We start from the raw sequence: 14,196 nt of genomic DNA on the forward strand, positions 1-14,196 counted from the left end.
GGCTCCCCCGGCACCGCCGGCCGCACCGGCGCCGCCGGCGCCGCCCAACCCGCCGTTTCCGATGAGTCCCGCGGCACCCCCGGCGCCCCCTGCTTGCCCGCCGGCGGTTTGCGAATAGCCGCTACCGCCGTTGCCGTAGAGGAGCCCACCGGCCCCGCCGTTGGGATTGGCCGCCGTCCCATCGGCGCCGTTGCCGATCAGGGGGCGGCCCAACAGCGTCTGGGCCGGCGCATTGATCGCACCCAACACGGTGTCCTGCAGCGCCTGCAACGGCGAGGCGTTGGCCGCCTCGGCGGCCGCATAAGCGCCGCCCGCGCCGTTGAGTGCCTGCACAAACTGGGCGTGAAAGGCGCTCATCTGAGCGCTGATCGCCTGGTAGGCCTGCCCGTGACCGGCAAAAACCGACGCTACGGCCGCCGAGATCTCATCGGCTCCGGCCGCCAGCACCCCGGTGGTTGGGAGGGCAGCCGTCGCGCTGGCCGCGCCCAGCACTGAACCGATCCCTTCCAGATCCGTCGCCGCCGAAGCCAGCATCTCCGGAATCGCCACCAGGTGCGCCATTGCTACCTCCAGCCGTTCGTCGGTGAACTATTGACGGCAGCGTAACTGTGACGTAGACGCAAATTCCGGCATTCCCCTGAACTCATATTTGCCAGCGGCCGCGGCCCCAAGCTGACACCGCGAGCCGTGCGGAGCCAGCGAATCTGCGATCAGGACGCCGGTCGCTGCGCGGACACGAAAAGTGTTGGTGGCATGGAATCTTTGAGATCGCTGGGCACGCTACGGCCGTAACGGGCCAACACCTCCGACATGGTCCGCGACGACACCTGCCAGCCGTGTCGCGATAGCCAGTCGGCCGCGGCGGTGCGTTCCTCGGCGTACCAGAGGTCGTCGAGGTCGGTCACCTCGACCGTGACCAGCCGGGCGGCGGCGGCTCGCATGCGCTGCATGTCCTCACGCTGGCGCCGCACCAGGTCTGGGTCGAGGAAGCCCTCGCCGGGCGCGTTGCAGGCAAGCCGACTGCCGGGCGGGCTCAGGGCATCGATGCGCTCGAACAAGAGGTCTTGGGCCTTCGCCGAAAGATAGCGCAGCAGGCCCTCCGCCGACCAGGCCGAAGGCTCGGGCGCATCAAACCCAGCCTCCTGCAAGGCCGTTGGCCAATCCCGCCGCAGATCGATCGGAACATTCACCAGGTGTGCCGTCGGGCGTGCGCCGTGCCGGCGCAGCGTTGCGGTCTTGAAGTCCAACACCTTGGGCTGGTCCAGCTCATAGACGACGGTGCCGTCGGGCCACGGCAGCCGCCACGCGCGGGCGTCGAGTCCCGCCGCCAGAATCACCACTTGCCGCACACCGGCGTCGGCAGCGCCCAGAAAAAACTCGTCGAAGAACGCCGTCCGGGTGGCCATGAAGTCGACCATCGCACGAACCCGGGAGCGCACCTCGGGTTCGGCATCGGCCGCCTGGGCCAGCAACCGGGGATCGGCGAAAACCGACCAGATGCCCTCGCCCGCCGCTTCGACGAACACCCGGGCGAACGGATCCTTGATGAGCGGGTTTTCGCTCTCGGTCTCGGCGGCGCGAGCGGCGGCCACGCCCAGGGCGGTGACTCCCACACTCTCGGTGATGTCCCAGGAATCATTGTCAGTTCGCGGCATCCCCACACCCCGTCGGATAAGGTCGGATTAAGTCGGTTTTCGCGAGCCATTCTTCCAGCGGCTGCGGGCTACGATCGCTCGCTATGACACGCACGCCCCAGGAAGTATTCGCCCACCACGGTCGGGCGCTGGCCACCGGCAACCTCGACGAGATCGTCGCCGACTACGCCGACGACTCCGTGGTGCTCACCTCAGCCGGCGTCGCGCGCGGCAAGGACGCCATCCGGCAGGTATTCGTCAGGTTGCTCGACGATCTGCCCGACGCGGCGTGGAACTTGAAAACTCAGATCTTCAAGAACAGCACGTCGCCGACGGCATCGACACGTTCGTGTTCGCCGACGGCATGATCCGGGTTCAGACAGTGCGCTACACCTTGCGCGCCAAGCCTCAGGACTGACTCAGCAGCTCGGCCATCTTCGGGATGATGGCCTGAAGCGCCTTCACCGGGCGAATCATCACCTTGACCGACACGATCTGGCCGTCGTCGTTCCAGTGGAGCATGTCGATTCCGTTGACGTAGATGCCTGCCACGTCGGCTTCGAACTCGAGGATGGCCGAGCGTTCACCGTGCCACTGCTCGACGTAGTGAAAACCGGAGTCGCCGAACAACTTCAACGCCGCAGCCAAATACGCGACCACTTGCGCCCGCCCTTCCTGCGGCCTAAAGACCGCGGGCGAGAAGAAGACCGCATCCTCGGCGAGCAACGCTTCGAGACCATCGATGCGCCCGGAATCGACGATCTCGATCCAACGCTGGAGTACCGGCGACGTCATGGCACCAGAGTAGGTTTTTACAGGTGGACCTGGAAGCGGTGGCCGCATGGATGTCCGAACGGGGACTCGGCGAGGGTCCATTGCAGGACGTCGGCGCGGTAACCGGCGGAACGCAAAACGTCATGCTGCGATTCACCAGGTGCGGCCGGCAGTATGTGCTGCGGCGCGGGCCGCGGCACCTGCGGCCGCGCAGTAACGCGGTGATCCTGCGGGAAACCCGGGTCCTCGCCGCGCTGGCCGGCTCCGACGTCCCGCATCCGCGGCTGATCGCCACCTGCGACGACCCCGGTGTGCTCGGTGACGCGGTCTTTTACCTGATGGAGCCCGTCGAGGGTTTCAACGCCGGTGAGGGGCTGCCGCCGCTGCACGCGGGCGACGCACAGGTGCGGTTCGGGATGGGCCTGGCGATGGCCGATGCGCTGGCCAGGCTGGGCGCGGTAGACCATGTCGCCGTCGGGCTCGCCGACTTCGGCAAACCGGAAGGCTTCCTGGAACGCCAAGTGCCGCGCTGGCTTTCCGAGCTGGAGTCCTATCAGCAGTACGACGGCTACCCCGGCCCGCAGATCCCGGGAATCAAGCAGGTGTCAACGTGGCTGGAGCACCATCGGCCGACGATGTGGACACCCGGCATCATGCATGGGGACTACCACGCCGCCAATGTCATGTTCTCCTGGACCGGGCCGGACGTGGTCGCCATCGTCGACTGGGAAATGTGCACGATCGGCGACCCGCTGCTGGACCTGGGCTGGCTGCTGGCGACCTGGCGCCCGCCCGACGGGTCGAGCGTCTTCAGCCACGCGTTGGGCGGCCAAAGCGGACTGGCCAGTACCGACGACCTGCTGCACCGGTATGCCGCCAACACCACCCGCGACCTGTCGCACATCACCTGGTACACCGTGCTGGCCTGCTTCAAGCTCGGCATCGTGATCGAGGGCACGCTGGCCCGCGCCTGCGCGGGCAAGGCCGAAAAGCAAGTCGGTGATCAACTGCATGCGGCCACCGTGCACTTATTCGAGCGGGCGCTGACCATCATCGAGTCGCGGCGCTGACGTGCGCAGAGCGCGACGACATCCCGGCATCTGATGGCGGCACCTACCGTGGGCCGTGAGCAAGACTCCCATCAGCCTCATGGCCGGGTCTAGTGTCGGGGGCAGCGGCGATGATCGTCCCAGCGCCGCTGAAGGAGGCCGCACATGACTGCGCTGCAACCGGGCACCACGAACGCAGAGTGGGTTCGGGAGGTGTTTCGGCGGGTGTTCGACGAACGTGATTTCTCCCATGCACAAGACTTCTGGAGCGACGACTCGGTCGATTACTTCCTCGCCACCGGTGAAACCGTGCGCGGGGCAGCGGCCTTGACGCAATGGTTCACGGGACTCTTCGCAGCGGTCCCGGATTGGCGGCTGGTGATCGAGAACGTCGTCGACGACGGCACCGGCCAGGTCGTGGTCCAGTGGAAGGGCGGCGGATCGTTCACGGGATCGCCTTTTCAGGACATCGAAGCGACCGGCCGCCGAGTCGAGATTCTCGGATGCGACGTCATCCGGCTGGCGCCCGACGGCCGGGTGGCCAGCAATACCGTCTACTACGACGGTGCCGGATTTGCTCGTCAGATCGGGATGCTACCGATGACAGGCACCCGCGCCGACCGCCTGGTCACCCGCGGGTTCAACGCAATCACCAGGCTGCGTCGTCGCCTCGGGCGGTAGGCCGGAACATCCGGTTTCGGTCGGAAAAGGTCGTGGTCGGGCCAAAACCGCAGTCCCACAAGCTAATTCCGCATCCATCGGATGAATTGGGAACGCCTTGACGGGCGTCGCGCCGGCAGGTCGGCGGTCAGTTAGCGTTAGCCAGTCGTACGGTGATGCTGACGCGTCCCTCGTTGTCGCGCTGCGCGACGCCATGCCCGGTGTGCTCTGTCCCGTCGAGCCGCAGCGTGAGCGGGCCCCCGTTGCCGAGGAAATTCCGCCACCACGTCTTCGCCTCGGGCATCTTGACGCTGATGATGACCTGGTTACCGGCGCGTCGGTATGCGACCGGGATGGTGAAGCTGCGTCCGGAACGCCGCCCGGTATAGCTGAGCAGGGCGATGTTGTGGTTCACCAATCCACCCAAGCGTGCCGAAGTGGCCACCGCGGCCACCGGCGCATTGAAAGCCGGCGCGGCGCGCATGAGAAGTCGTCCAAGCGTTTTCGGTCGTACGATCACGATCACTATCTCCCTTCAGGTAGGGGACGGCCTCAGGTCTGGGACCGTGCAGTCCGTCGCGGCCGGTGTGGGTCAGACGATCAGCGTCAGGCACAGCGCTGCCAGTGCCACCCCCTGCAGAATGGCGCGAGCGTTGATAATGCTGTCCCAATTGGACTGCAGCAACCGGGCATTCGTCGGGAGCCGGCCGGCGGTAGCGGCGGAGGTGAGCTGGCGGTTAATCGGCGCGCTGACCCGCACGTAAAGCGCAATCCACGCCAGCAGTATCACCACGGCACCGACCACCGTAATGGTTGGCGTCCATTGACCGGCAATCGCGAACAGTGCGGCACTTGCGACGGCAGCCACAACCCCGAGAACCCCGGGTACGGGCATCCGCCGGTCGCCGTAACGATGCACCTGGCCCATTACCGCCACCAGGGCGCGCTCGTCCACCGCGGCCAGTGCTGGTCGCTGAACAAGCGCGCAGAACACGTCGGTGCCGTACACCACCGCAGTACCCAGCACCGAGATTATTGCCAACATCTTGGCGAGCTCGATCACCTCGAACCTCCTATCGGGTCGTCATTGGTAGCAATGCTAGCGGTTAGTCGCGCTCGTAACAATAGCATTACTAATGTATCTAGCGATGCTATGGTGAAGCATGGCCATCAATGAGCGCCGGGCTCGCGAACACGCCGCGCGTCGTCGACTGATCATCGCTACGGCGCGGCAATTGGCGGAAGCCGAGGGCTGGGAAGCTGTCACCACCCGTCGGCTCTCCGAGGAGATTGAATACAGCCAGCCCGTGTTATACAAGCACTTCTCGGGTATGGATCACATCGCTGAAGCCGTGGCGATCGACGGGTTCGCCGAACTGGCCGAGGTGCTGTCGTGCGCCCGTCGCGGACGACGGACTCCCAAGGCGACGCTGAAACGAATCGCACATGCCTACATCGAGTTCGCCGAGAAGAACCCGGCGCTCTACGACGCCATGTTCATCCGGGCAACCACATTGCGATTCGCCGACACAGCTACCCCACCCGAGTTGTCAGCGGCCTTCGAAGAGCTACGTCAAGCAATCACAGAAATTGCGGACCGACAGGACGTCGACACCCTGACGGAGGTGTTATGGGCGGCGCTGCACGGACTCGTCGCGCTCAACCGCGCGGGCCGATTGCGCCCGGGGCAACACGGCGCTCGAGTCGAGCTCCTGATTAGTCAGTTCACTCGTGCAACCCACGCTACTGAACCCGACCGGCGCGCTCCCCCGCGCCGAAGAACTTCAAGATCCGTCGCCGATTCGTAAGTCCACGATCAGTTCGGCGCAGCTACCCGCCGGCGAAGTCAAGCCGCCGGACGGAACCAAATGCATTTCCGCGAGAGATTTGTCAAATGTCCTCGTCCCGAGGCGCGCATACTGGTCGCCGTGAATCCCCTAACCCGTTCATTCCGCGTCGGACTCCACGGCGTGATTGCTGCTGCCGTCGTCTTCACAAGTGCTGTCGGCTGCGGGGGCGATCGCAATCGTGCGGAGTCCACACCAGGACCGACACCCGCGCCCGTCACGCGGTCAAGCCTTCCGTACGACAACACGCCGGACGTTGCCGCGGCGGATGAGCAGAGTTTTGTCAACGCCACCAACGGTTTCGGGCTGGACCTGTTCCGGCGCATGTCGGCGGCCAGTGAAAAGAACCTGGTCTTCTCTCCGCTGAGCCTCGGCGTCGCGTTGTCGATGGCCTATGCCGGTGCCGCCGCTGACACGGCGGCTCAAATGAAAACCGTGCTGCGCGATCCGTTTGGCAATGACAGCTACTACCGTGCCATGAATCAGCTGCTGCTCGAGCTTCGTTCACGCAACCGCGCTGCGATCTCTGCCGAGGACCCGCGGAGCATCGAACTGGCGATGGTCGACGCGGTCTGGCTGCAGCGTGGCATGTCGGTTCGCGCGCCGTTCCTCGACATCCTGGCTACCCAATACGATGCCGGCGCGCACCTCGGCGACTTCAAGGGCAACCCCGACGGCGAGCGGGTCACCATCAACAACTTCGCCAGCGACGCGACGAAAGGGCAGATCAAAGACCCGATCCCGCCGGGCGCGATAGACGAGTTGACGCGTGTCGTGCTGCTGAACGCGGCCTACCTCAAGGCGAGCTGGGAGAGCCCATTTCCGACACAAGACACGCGCGACGGCAGCTTCCGCGTGACTCCGCAATCAGCGGTCACCGTGCCGATGATGCACAAGGCGAGGTCGCTGCCCTACGTGGCCGGGTCGAATTTTCAGGCAGTGGAACTCCCCTACGTGGGCGGCGACCTCACGATGCTGATCGTGTTGCCGGCGGAGGGACAGCTCCAGGCGGTTCGCAACGGCATGGACGACGCTTGGTTCCGTAACTTGGCCTTTGTGCAGGGGCCCGTCGTGCTGAGTTTGCCCAAGTTTCGTATCACCTGGGGACCCGAGGAATTCAAGGAGACTTTGGCGGCAATGGGGATGCCGCGCGCATTCGACGAGAAGCAGGCGGACTTCTCCCACATCACCACTGACGAACAGCTGAAGATCACCCACATACTGCAGAAGGCCTTCGTCGGGATCGACGAGTTCGGTACGGAAGCCGCAGCCGTTTCAACGGTGATCGGCGGAGGGTTTGGTCCGGTCGAAGAGGTGACGGTCGATCACCCGTTCCTGTTCGCGATTGTCGACAAGACCGGCGCAGTGCTCTTCGCGGGACAGGTGATGGATCCGCGCTGAGGCATGGCGGTGCGGCACATCGATGAGATCGGCCGGCCTTCCCGGCACAGCCGCCCGACTTACCCGCGCGACCGCGACGCATGGTCGACGACATCGCTAAGTCTCACAGTTACTGTGATAATGTGGAACTGTGAAAAATATTACCGTCGCCGTCCCCGACGAGGTCTACCGGGCGGCACGGATTCGGGCGGCAGAACTTGGCCAGTCGGTAAGTACGCTGGTGGCGGGATATCTCACTTCACTTGCTGAACGCGATGCCGCGTTTTCGCGGCTCGAGGAACAGCAGCGAAAGATCCAGAATGAGATTCGTCGGTTTCGCGCCGCAGATCGTCTGAGCCGCGACCAAGTCCACGCCCGTGCGGTTCATTGACACCAATGTCCTGCTGTACGCGATCTCCCGCGATCGCCATGAGCGGGAGAAGGGCAGGCGTGCGAACGAAATCCTGGCCGACCGCGACCTCGCGGTTTCCGTTCAGGTTCTTCAGGAATTCTACGTTCAGGCAACGCGCAGCAGCAGGCCCGATCCAATCAGCCACGAGCAGGCCGTCGGGCTGGTGGAGTCGTTCATGCGGTTTCCCGTCGCCCCGATCACAGCTGAACTCATGCTCGCAGCTTTTGCGACTGGTAGGCGATTCCGCGTCTCTTATTGGGACGCCGCAATCCTGGAAGCCGCCCGCTCTCTTGGCTGTGATGTCGTCCTATCCGAGGACTTGAGCACCGACGAAGACTACGCCGGGGTACGGGTAGTTAACCCGTTCGCTGCCAAGGAGTGAACGGCATCGTTGAAGCCGCTGCCTTCAGCTGGCTCGCGAAATGCGGTTCGTGACTTCTCCGGCGGCTAGGCCGCCGGCTTCTTCTCACGCTGTTTGAGCATGGTTGCCGCCGACTCACGAAAGCTAACGATTGTGATTAAGCAGGAGATAGACGTCGAACTGAGCACTGCCGGGGCACAGGAGTCGCTTGCGTCGACGTCTGCCGCTCACCTGGCTTATGTCGGCAAAGACGGGAGGCCGAGGGTGATCCCGGTCGGGTACTTCTGGACCGGTGAGGAATTCGTCATCGCCACCGCTACCACGTCTCCGAAGGTAGCTGCCTTGTCCAGCTCCGCGAACGTGGTTCTGTCCATCGATTCCTGGGACACCCCGAAGACAGCGCGGGCGTTGGCGATCCGCGCACATGCCAGCGTGAACATCGTCGACGGTGTGGTTCCGGAGTACCTGGCCGCAGCCCGCATGGCCATGGATGCCGACGCGGCCGCGAAGTTTTAACAACAGGTACGCGACACCTACGAGCGGATGGCAAGAATCGCAATCACGCCCACGTGGGTACGGTTTCTACGATTTCGGCGCCGGTCGTATGCCCCGGTTCCTCGAGAAGCTGGCTATCTACCCGGATGAAAAGCGCGCCCGAAGAGATTCGAACTCCCAACCTTCTGATCCGTAGTCAGATGCTCTATCCGTTGAGCTACGGGCGCTTGTGTTCAGTTGTGTTCCCCGACGGATCCAGCGGAGGCGAGAGGATTTGAACCTCCGGTCCCCTTGAAGGGGGACAACTCATTAGCAGTGAGCCCCATTCGGCCGCTCTGGCACGCCTCCATGGACTTCCTGAGGGTACCCGATGCCGGGAACCCGGAGCCGCCGGACGCTTAGCGTACACAGCTGCCACATATGCTGTCGACGTGCCTGCCCGTCTGCGACCCGTACTGGACGGGCTGCCAGTCTATGTTCCCGGCAAGACGGTGCCCGGGGCGATCAAATTGGCCAGCAACGAGACCGTGTTCGGCCCGCTGCCCGGTGTGCGCGCGGCCATCGAACGGGCCACCGAGTCGATCAACCGCTACCCCGACAACGGCAGCGTCGAACTCAAGGCGGCGTTGGCCAAGCACGTAGACGTCGGTCCCGAGCACGTGGCGGTCGGGTGCGGTTCGGTCAGCCTGTGCCAGCAGCTCGTTCAAATCGTCGCCTCGGTGGGCGACGAGGTGATCTTCGGCTGGCGCAGCTTCGAGCTCTACCCGCCGCAGGTTGCGGTCGCGGGCGCGACCGCCGTCCCGGTGCCGTTGACCAACCACACGTATGACCTCGAGGCGATGCTCGCCGCGGTCACCGACCGCACCCGGCTGATCTTCGTGTGCAATCCGAACAACCCGACGTCGACCGTTGTTCCCCCGGACGCCCTGGCCGACTTCGTCAAAGCGGTTGCGCCACACATCCTGATCGCGATCGACGAGGCCTACATCGAGTACGTCCGTGACGGCATGGCCCCCGACAGTCTGGAATTGGTCCGCTCCCACGACAACGTGGTGGTGATGCGAACCTTCTCGAAGGCGTACGGGCTGGCGGGTTTACGCGTCGGGTATGCGATCGGCCACCCGGACGTGATCGTCGCGCTGGACAAGGTCTACGTGCCGTTCACTGTGTCGAGCATCGCGCAGGCGGCGGCCATTGCCTCGCTGGATGCCGCCGACGAACTGCTGGCCCGCACCGACGCGGTGGTCGCCGAGCGCATCCGGGTGACCGCGGCGCTGCGCGACGCCGGATTCACCCTGCCGCCACCGCAGGCCAACTTCGTCTGGCTGCCGCTGGGAGCGCGCACTCGCGACTTCGTGGAAAACGCGGCCGCCGCGCGCATCGTGGTCCGCCCCATGAGCAGCGACGGCGTCCGCGTGACCGTGGGTGCGCCGGACGAAAACGACGCCCTGCTGCGATTCGCCCGCAGCTGGCGGGAAGTCGATGCTCGGTCGATCCCGTGACGGCTATCAGGCCGGGTTGCGGCCGGTGAACGCGACAAGCCGATGCAGCGCGCTGGCGTGCTCGGGAACCTCGACTGGCGCGTCAAAGCCGGCGGCGCCGCGTTCGTGCGGCTTGATCAGCGTGTGCGCCAATCCCAGCACGTACTCGGCCAACGAATCGGCCACGCGCACCTCACGTCCCACTGCCGTCGCGTAATCCCAGGCGTGGACCAGGAATTCGATCGAAAAGACAGACACCGCCACCTTGGCGGACATCGAACCCGGGCCCAGCGACACCTCACCTTCCAGGCCGCGGCGGTGCCAGGCATCCAGCGCCGGCCGAGCGGCACCGATCACCAAACGCTCCACCGAGTCGGTGTCCTCTCGCATGGAGAATTCCGCATCGACCATGCCGCCGAGAACCATGATCGAGTTGAGCAGATGCCCGGTCAGCCCCTTGACGTCATACTCGGTGCACGGCGTCTGCTTGGCCCGATCGTCGGCGGCGATGGTGTGCAGCACCTGCTGCAGGACCCCGAGTGAGGCCTCGGCACTTTGCAGCTCGTCGGTCGGTGGAGAATCTGGTCCGGGTCGCAAATCGGAGAACATACTCGCCACGCTACGGTCTCGGGCATGGGCGAAACATACGAATCCGTCACCGTCGACATCAAGGACCGGGTCGCGCAGGTGACCCTGATCGGGCCTGGCAAGGGAAATGCGATGGGCCCGGCGTTCTGGTCGGAGATGCCCGAAGTGTTCGCAAAGCTGGACGGCGACCGCGAGGTGCGGGCCATCGTCATCACCGGCTCCGGTAAGAACTTCAGCTACGGCCTCGACGTCCCCGCGATGGGCGGCTCCTTCACCGCGCTGCTGTCCGGCGACGCCCTGGCGGGCCCGCGCGCGGAGTTCCACGCCGAGGTCAAGCGCATGCAGAACGCGATCAGCGCGGTCGCCGACTGCCGCACCCCCACCATCGCCGCGGTACACGGCTGGTGCATCGGCGGCGGCGTCGACCTGATCTCGGCGGTGGACATCCGCTACGCCAGCGCTGACGCCAAGTTCTCGGTGCGCGAGGTCAAACTGGCCATCGTCGCCGATGTCGGCAGCCTCGCCCGGCTGCCGTTGATCCTCAACGACGGCCACTTACGCGAACTGGCGCTGACCGGCCGCGACATCGACGCTGCCCGAGCCGAGAAGATCGGCCTGGTCAACGATGTCTACGACGACGCCGAGGCCACGCTGGCCGCGGCGCACGCCACCGCCGCCGAGATCGCCGAAAACCCGCCGCTGACCGTGCACGGCATCAAGGATGTCCTCGACCAGCAACGCATTTCCGCCGTGTCGGAGAGCCTGCGCTATGTCGCCGCGTGGAACGCCGCGTTCCTGCCGTCGAAGGACCTGACCGAGGGCATCTCGGCGATCTTCGCCAAGCGGCCGCCGCTATAGCCGCTAGAGCCACGTACCCTCGCGAAGGTGGCAGAGATGACCCCCGACGGAAAGATCCGCGTCCCCGCCGACCTGGACGCCGTGACGGCGATCGCCGACGAGGACCGCTGCGACATCGACAGCGCGGCCGTCGAACGGATCTGGCAGGCCGCCCGCCACTGGTACCAGGCCGGAATGCACCCCGCTATCCAGGTGTGCCTGCGGCACAACGGAAACGTGGTGCTCAACCGGGCGATCGGCCATGGCTGGGGCAACGCTCCGACCGATCCACCCGACGCGGAGAAGATTCCGGTCAGCACCGACACCCCGTTCTGCGCCTACTCGTCCGCCAAGGCCATCACCGCGACCGTCGTGCACCTGCTCGCCGAACGGGGGCACTTCTCCCTCGACGACCGCGTCTGCGAGTACCTGCCCACCTACACCAGCCACGGCAAGGACCGCACCACGATCCGCCACGTGCTGACCCACAGCGCCGGCGTCCCGTTTCCCACCGGCCCCCGGCCGGACGTGACCAAGGCCGACGACCACGAGTACGCCCTAGAAAAGCTCGGCGAATTGCGGCCGCTCTACCGGCCCGGGCTGGTCCACATGTACCACGCGTTGACGTGGGGTCCGCTGATGCGCGAGATCATCTGGCGGAGCACCGGTAAGGAAATTCGCGACATCCTTGCCACCGAGATCCTCGACCCGCTGGGCTTTCGGTGGACCAACTTCGGTGTCGCCAAGAAAGACCTCCCGCTGGTCGCGCCCAGCCACGCCACCGGGCGGCCGTTGCCGCCAGTGATCGCCGCGGCCTTCCGCAAAGCCATCGGCGGAACCGTGCATGAGGTCATCCCGTACACCAACCAGCCGCTGTTTCTGAGCACCATCGTCCCGTCGTCCAACACCGTCTCCACCGCCAATGAGCTGTCGCGGTTCATGGAGATCCTGCGCCGCGGGGGCGAACTCGACGGGGTGCGAATCATGCGGCCCGAGACGGTACGCAACGCGGTCAAGGAATGCCGGCGGCTACGGCCCGACGTCGCGACCGGTCTGATGCCATTGCGCTGGGGCACCGGATACATGCTGGGTTCGACGCGGTTCGGGCCATTCGGGCGCAACGCGCCGGCCGCGTTCGGTCACCTCGGCCTGGTCAACATCGCCGTCTGGGCCGACCCGCAGCGCCGCCTGGCGGCCGCGGTGATCAGCAGCGGAAAACCCGGCAGAGATCCCGACGCCGGCCGCTACGGGGCGCTGCTGAACACCATCGCCGCCACGATCCCACCGGGTTGACCTCGCCGGCCGGCGGGAACCCTGCAGCCATGTCTACCTACCGAGTGATCAACCCGCACGGCGAGGTCGTGGCCACCAAGGAGATCGGCAACGCCGACGACGCACACGCGTGGTTCGTCGATAACAAGGCCGACAAAACCGAGCTCGGCTGGCGGATGGAAGTCGATATCGACGGCGACTGGCGATTCTTCGACCAGACCGACGGGGACGGGGCTTAGCGGGTTTGTCGGGTTTGTCCGCCGACCTGCCCGGCAACCCGACAAGTATGCAATCCGACCGCTTCCGCCAATTGTTGGACACGCCTGGACCGTTCGCGTCGATCTATTTCGAGGACTCACACGACACGCATGACGCCGCCGATCAGTTGGAGCTCAAGTGGCGCGGGCTGCGCGAACAACTCGAGCAGCAGGGCGTGGCCGATTCCGTGACCGCCGACATCGAGCAGGCCGTGCTGGAGCTGCGCCCACCGATCGGCCGAAGCGGGCGCGCGGTGATCGCCGGCGCAACGGGCGTGGTGGTCAACGAACATCTGCTGCGCCCCACCAGCACCCCGGTGGTGCGCGTCTCCGAACTGCCCTACATCGTTCCCATCGTCGAACACGGCTTCGACCCACCGAACTACGTGCTGGTCGAGGTCGACCACACCGGCGCTGACATCACCGTGCGCAGCCACGGCACCCTGCGCTCGGAAACCGTCGACGGCGGCGGTTATCCCGTCCACAAAGCCGCCGGCGCGGAGACGGCGGGATATGGCGACCCGCAGTTGCGCACCGATGAAGCCGCGCGCAAGAACGTGCGCGCCGTCGCCGACCGCGTCACCGAATTGGTCGACGAGACCGGCATCGACGCGTTCTTCGTGGTCGGCGAGGTGCGATCACGCTCCGACCTGCTGGCGGCCCTCCCGGAACGGGTACTCGGCCGGGCGGTGCCGCTGAAGGTTGGTGCGCGCCACAGCGGGTACGGCCTCGACGAGGTGCAGGGCGCCATCGAGTCCTGGTTCGTCCGGCGCCGACTCCGGGCGATCGACGATGCCGCCGAACGATTCGGCGCCGAGATCGGCCGCCGGTCCGGACGCGCCGCGGAGGGTCTGGGCGCCGTCTGTTCGGCGTTGCGGCAGGGGGCGGTCGACACGCTCATCGTCGGCGACATCGGAGACGCCACGGTGGTCGCCGACGAGACACTGAGCAGCTTCGCCCCCAACGCGGACGTGCTTTCCGAGCAGGGGGCCGCGCCGGCCAAGACGCTGCGCGCCGACGAGGCGTTGCCGCTGCTGGCGATCTCGGTCGGGGCCTCGCTGGTACGCACCGACGAGCGGTTGGCTCCCACCGACGGGGTTGCCGCGGTGCTTCGGTATGCGCCGACGCTGCACTGAACGGCGGTGTCCG

General features: G+C 65.7%; 17 protein-coding genes, 2 tRNA genes and 2 pseudogenes. 12 read left to right on the forward strand and 9 right to left on the reverse strand.

What is annotated here, in order from left to right; translation table 11 throughout:
• A partial coding sequence (locus tag BST40_RS15565; RefSeq protein ID WP_142276739.1) for a PE family protein occupies positions 1-561 on the reverse strand: 561 nt, incomplete at its 3' end.
• 149 nt (positions 562-710) lie between these two features.
• Positions 711-1,655, reverse strand: coding sequence for a class I SAM-dependent methyltransferase (locus BST40_RS15570; protein ID WP_075549826.1), 945 nt, complete (start codon positions 1,653-1,655; stop codon positions 711-713).
• A gap of 83 nt (positions 1,656-1,738) precedes the next feature.
• On the opposite strand from BST40_RS15570, the pseudogene BST40_RS15575 reads away from it, so the two are divergent.
• Positions 1,739-2,052: pseudogene (locus tag BST40_RS15575) on the forward strand (nuclear transport factor 2 family protein).
• Here BST40_RS15575 and BST40_RS15580 read toward each other — a convergent pair.
• The gene (locus BST40_RS15580) at positions 2,043-2,429 is read right to left on the reverse strand and encodes a nuclear transport factor 2 family protein (protein ID WP_075549825.1); all 387 of its coding nucleotides are present in this window, start codon (positions 2,427-2,429) and stop codon (positions 2,043-2,045) included. The pseudogene BST40_RS15575 and the gene BST40_RS15580 sit on opposite strands and share 10 nt — an antisense overlap.
• Positions 2,430-2,479: 50 nt before the next feature.
• Here BST40_RS15580 and BST40_RS15585 point away from each other — a divergent pair, with 50 nt between their 5' ends.
• Positions 2,480-3,478, forward strand: coding sequence for a phosphotransferase family protein (locus BST40_RS15585; RefSeq protein ID WP_083154710.1), 999 nt, complete (start codon positions 2,480-2,482; stop codon positions 3,476-3,478).
• Positions 3,479-3,622: 144 nt separating this feature from the next.
• Entirely contained in the window at positions 3,623-4,138 is a 516-nt protein-coding gene (locus BST40_RS15590) for an ester cyclase (RefSeq protein ID WP_075549824.1), read from the forward strand.
• 127 nt (positions 4,139-4,265) lie between these two features.
• On the opposite strand, the gene BST40_RS15595 is transcribed toward BST40_RS15590, so the two are convergent.
• Together BST40_RS15595 and BST40_RS15600 are read right to left on the reverse strand one after the other, a co-directional pair.
• Entirely contained in the window at positions 4,266-4,637 is a 372-nt protein-coding gene (locus tag BST40_RS15595) for a nitroreductase/quinone reductase family protein (protein ID WP_240316534.1), read from the reverse strand.
• 72 nt (positions 4,638-4,709) lie between these two features.
• On the reverse strand, positions 4,710-5,162 hold the full coding sequence (locus tag BST40_RS15600; protein WP_075549839.1) for a DUF1772 domain-containing protein: 453 nt from the start codon (positions 5,160-5,162) through the stop codon (positions 4,710-4,712).
• Positions 5,163-5,280: 118 nt separating this feature from the next.
• Here BST40_RS15600 and BST40_RS15605 point away from each other — a divergent pair, with 118 nt between their 5' ends.
• Both BST40_RS15605 and BST40_RS15610 read left to right on the forward strand, forming a co-directional pair.
• Positions 5,281-5,925 (forward strand): TetR/AcrR family transcriptional regulator, encoded by a 645-nt coding sequence (locus BST40_RS15605; RefSeq protein WP_083154684.1) that lies wholly within the window; start codon positions 5,281-5,283, stop codon positions 5,923-5,925.
• Between the two features lie 120 nt (positions 5,926-6,045).
• On the forward strand, positions 6,046-7,365 hold the full coding sequence (locus tag BST40_RS15610) for a serpin family protein (RefSeq protein WP_158084017.1): 1,320 nt from the start codon (positions 6,046-6,048) through the stop codon (positions 7,363-7,365).
• Positions 7,366-7,603: 238 nt separating this feature from the next.
• On the opposite strand, the gene BST40_RS32560 is transcribed toward BST40_RS15610, so the two are convergent.
• Complete coding sequence (locus BST40_RS32560; protein ID WP_275887182.1) at positions 7,604-7,732, reverse strand: hypothetical protein; 129 nt, start codon at positions 7,730-7,732, stop codon at positions 7,604-7,606.
• Between BST40_RS32560 and BST40_RS15615 the strand changes: the two genes are divergently transcribed.
• Together BST40_RS15615 and BST40_RS31720 are read left to right on the forward strand one after the other, a co-directional pair.
• Complete coding sequence (locus tag BST40_RS15615; protein ID WP_075549820.1) at positions 7,722-8,138, forward strand: PIN domain-containing protein; 417 nt, start codon at positions 7,722-7,724, stop codon at positions 8,136-8,138. The two genes, BST40_RS32560 and BST40_RS15615, sit on opposite strands and share 11 nt — an antisense overlap.
• Before the next feature lie 132 nt (positions 8,139-8,270).
• Positions 8,271-8,808: pseudogene (locus BST40_RS31720) on the forward strand (pyridoxamine 5'-phosphate oxidase family protein).
• Here the strand turns inward: BST40_RS31720 and BST40_RS15625 are convergent.
• Positions 8,767-8,839, reverse strand: a tRNA-Arg gene (locus BST40_RS15625). The pseudogene BST40_RS31720 and the gene BST40_RS15625 sit on opposite strands and share 42 nt — an antisense overlap.
• Before the next feature lie 32 nt (positions 8,840-8,871).
• Positions 8,872-8,960, reverse strand: a tRNA-Ser gene (locus BST40_RS15630).
• Between the two features lie 83 nt (positions 8,961-9,043).
• Here BST40_RS15630 and hisC point away from each other — a divergent pair.
• Positions 9,044-10,114 carry a histidinol-phosphate transaminase gene (gene hisC / locus BST40_RS15635; protein ID WP_075549819.1) on the forward strand — a complete coding sequence of 357 codons (1,071 nt, stop codon included), beginning with the start codon at positions 9,044-9,046 and terminating at the stop codon, positions 10,112-10,114.
• A gap of 6 nt (positions 10,115-10,120) precedes the next feature.
• On the opposite strand, the gene BST40_RS15640 is transcribed toward hisC, so the two are convergent.
• The gene (locus BST40_RS15640) at positions 10,121-10,702 is read right to left on the reverse strand and encodes a TIGR03086 family metal-binding protein (RefSeq protein WP_083154688.1); all 582 of its coding nucleotides are present in this window, start codon (positions 10,700-10,702) and stop codon (positions 10,121-10,123) included.
• Between the two features lie 24 nt (positions 10,703-10,726).
• Between BST40_RS15640 and BST40_RS15645 the strand changes: the two genes are divergently transcribed.
• Genes BST40_RS15645 through BST40_RS15660 form a run of 4 tightly spaced genes read left to right on the forward strand, consistent with a single transcriptional unit; the run spans position 10,727 to position 14,183 of the window.
• Positions 10,727-11,539: a crotonase/enoyl-CoA hydratase family protein gene (locus tag BST40_RS15645; protein WP_083154690.1), complete on the forward strand. Its 813-nt coding sequence runs from the start codon at positions 10,727-10,729 to the stop codon at positions 11,537-11,539.
• A 36-nt stretch (positions 11,540-11,575) separates the two neighbouring features.
• A complete protein-coding gene (gene lipE, locus BST40_RS15650) occupies positions 11,576-12,811 on the forward strand; it encodes a lipase LipE (protein WP_075549816.1) in 1,236 nt (411 codons plus the stop codon).
• A 29-nt stretch (positions 12,812-12,840) separates the two neighbouring features.
• Positions 12,841-13,029 (forward strand): hypothetical protein, encoded by a 189-nt coding sequence (locus BST40_RS15655; RefSeq protein WP_075549815.1) that lies wholly within the window; start codon positions 12,841-12,843, stop codon positions 13,027-13,029.
• Between the two features lie 47 nt (positions 13,030-13,076).
• On the forward strand, positions 13,077-14,183 hold the full coding sequence (locus BST40_RS15660) for an Rv2629 family ribosome hibernation factor (protein ID WP_083154712.1): 1,107 nt from the start codon (positions 13,077-13,079) through the stop codon (positions 14,181-14,183).
• The last annotated feature ends 13 nt before the right edge of the window (positions 14,184-14,196 follow it).

The sequence above is a fragment of the Mycobacterium persicum genome (genome assembly GCF_002086675.1).
Lineage (GTDB): Bacteria > Actinomycetota > Actinomycetes > Mycobacteriales > Mycobacteriaceae > Mycobacterium > Mycobacterium persicum.

Excerpts from the sequence above, each read along its gene's own strand:
- BST40_RS15640 (WP_083154688.1), bottom strand. The coding sequence starts at position 10,702 with ATGTTCTCCGATTTGCGACCCGGACCAGATTCTCCACCGACCGACGAG.
- BST40_RS15600 (WP_075549839.1), bottom strand. The coding sequence starts at position 5,162 with ATGTTGGCAATAATCTCGGTGCTGGGTACTGCGGTGGTGTACGGCACC.
- lipE (WP_075549816.1), top strand. The coding sequence starts at position 11,576 with ATGACCCCCGACGGAAAGATCCGCGTCCCCGCCGACCTGGACGCCGTG.
- BST40_RS15660 (WP_083154712.1), top strand. The coding sequence starts at position 13,077 with ATGCAATCCGACCGCTTCCGCCAATTGTTGGACACGCCTGGACCGTTC.
- BST40_RS15570 (WP_075549826.1), bottom strand. The coding sequence starts at position 1,655 with ATGCCGCGAACTGACAATGATTCCTGGGACATCACCGAGAGTGTGGGA.
- BST40_RS15605 (WP_083154684.1), top strand. The coding sequence starts at position 5,281 with ATGGCCATCAATGAGCGCCGGGCTCGCGAACACGCCGCGCGTCGTCGA.
- BST40_RS15585 (WP_083154710.1), top strand. The coding sequence starts at position 2,480 with ATGTCCGAACGGGGACTCGGCGAGGGTCCATTGCAGGACGTCGGCGCG.
- BST40_RS15645 (WP_083154690.1), top strand. The coding sequence starts at position 10,727 with ATGGGCGAAACATACGAATCCGTCACCGTCGACATCAAGGACCGGGTC.
- BST40_RS15590 (WP_075549824.1), top strand. The coding sequence starts at position 3,623 with ATGACTGCGCTGCAACCGGGCACCACGAACGCAGAGTGGGTTCGGGAG.
- BST40_RS15580 (WP_075549825.1), bottom strand. The coding sequence starts at position 2,429 with ATGACGTCGCCGGTACTCCAGCGTTGGATCGAGATCGTCGATTCCGGG.
- BST40_RS32560 (WP_275887182.1), bottom strand. The coding sequence starts at position 7,732 with ATGAACCGCACGGGCGTGGACTTGGTCGCGGCTCAGACGATCTGCGGC.
- BST40_RS15655 (WP_075549815.1), top strand. The coding sequence starts at position 12,841 with ATGTCTACCTACCGAGTGATCAACCCGCACGGCGAGGTCGTGGCCACC.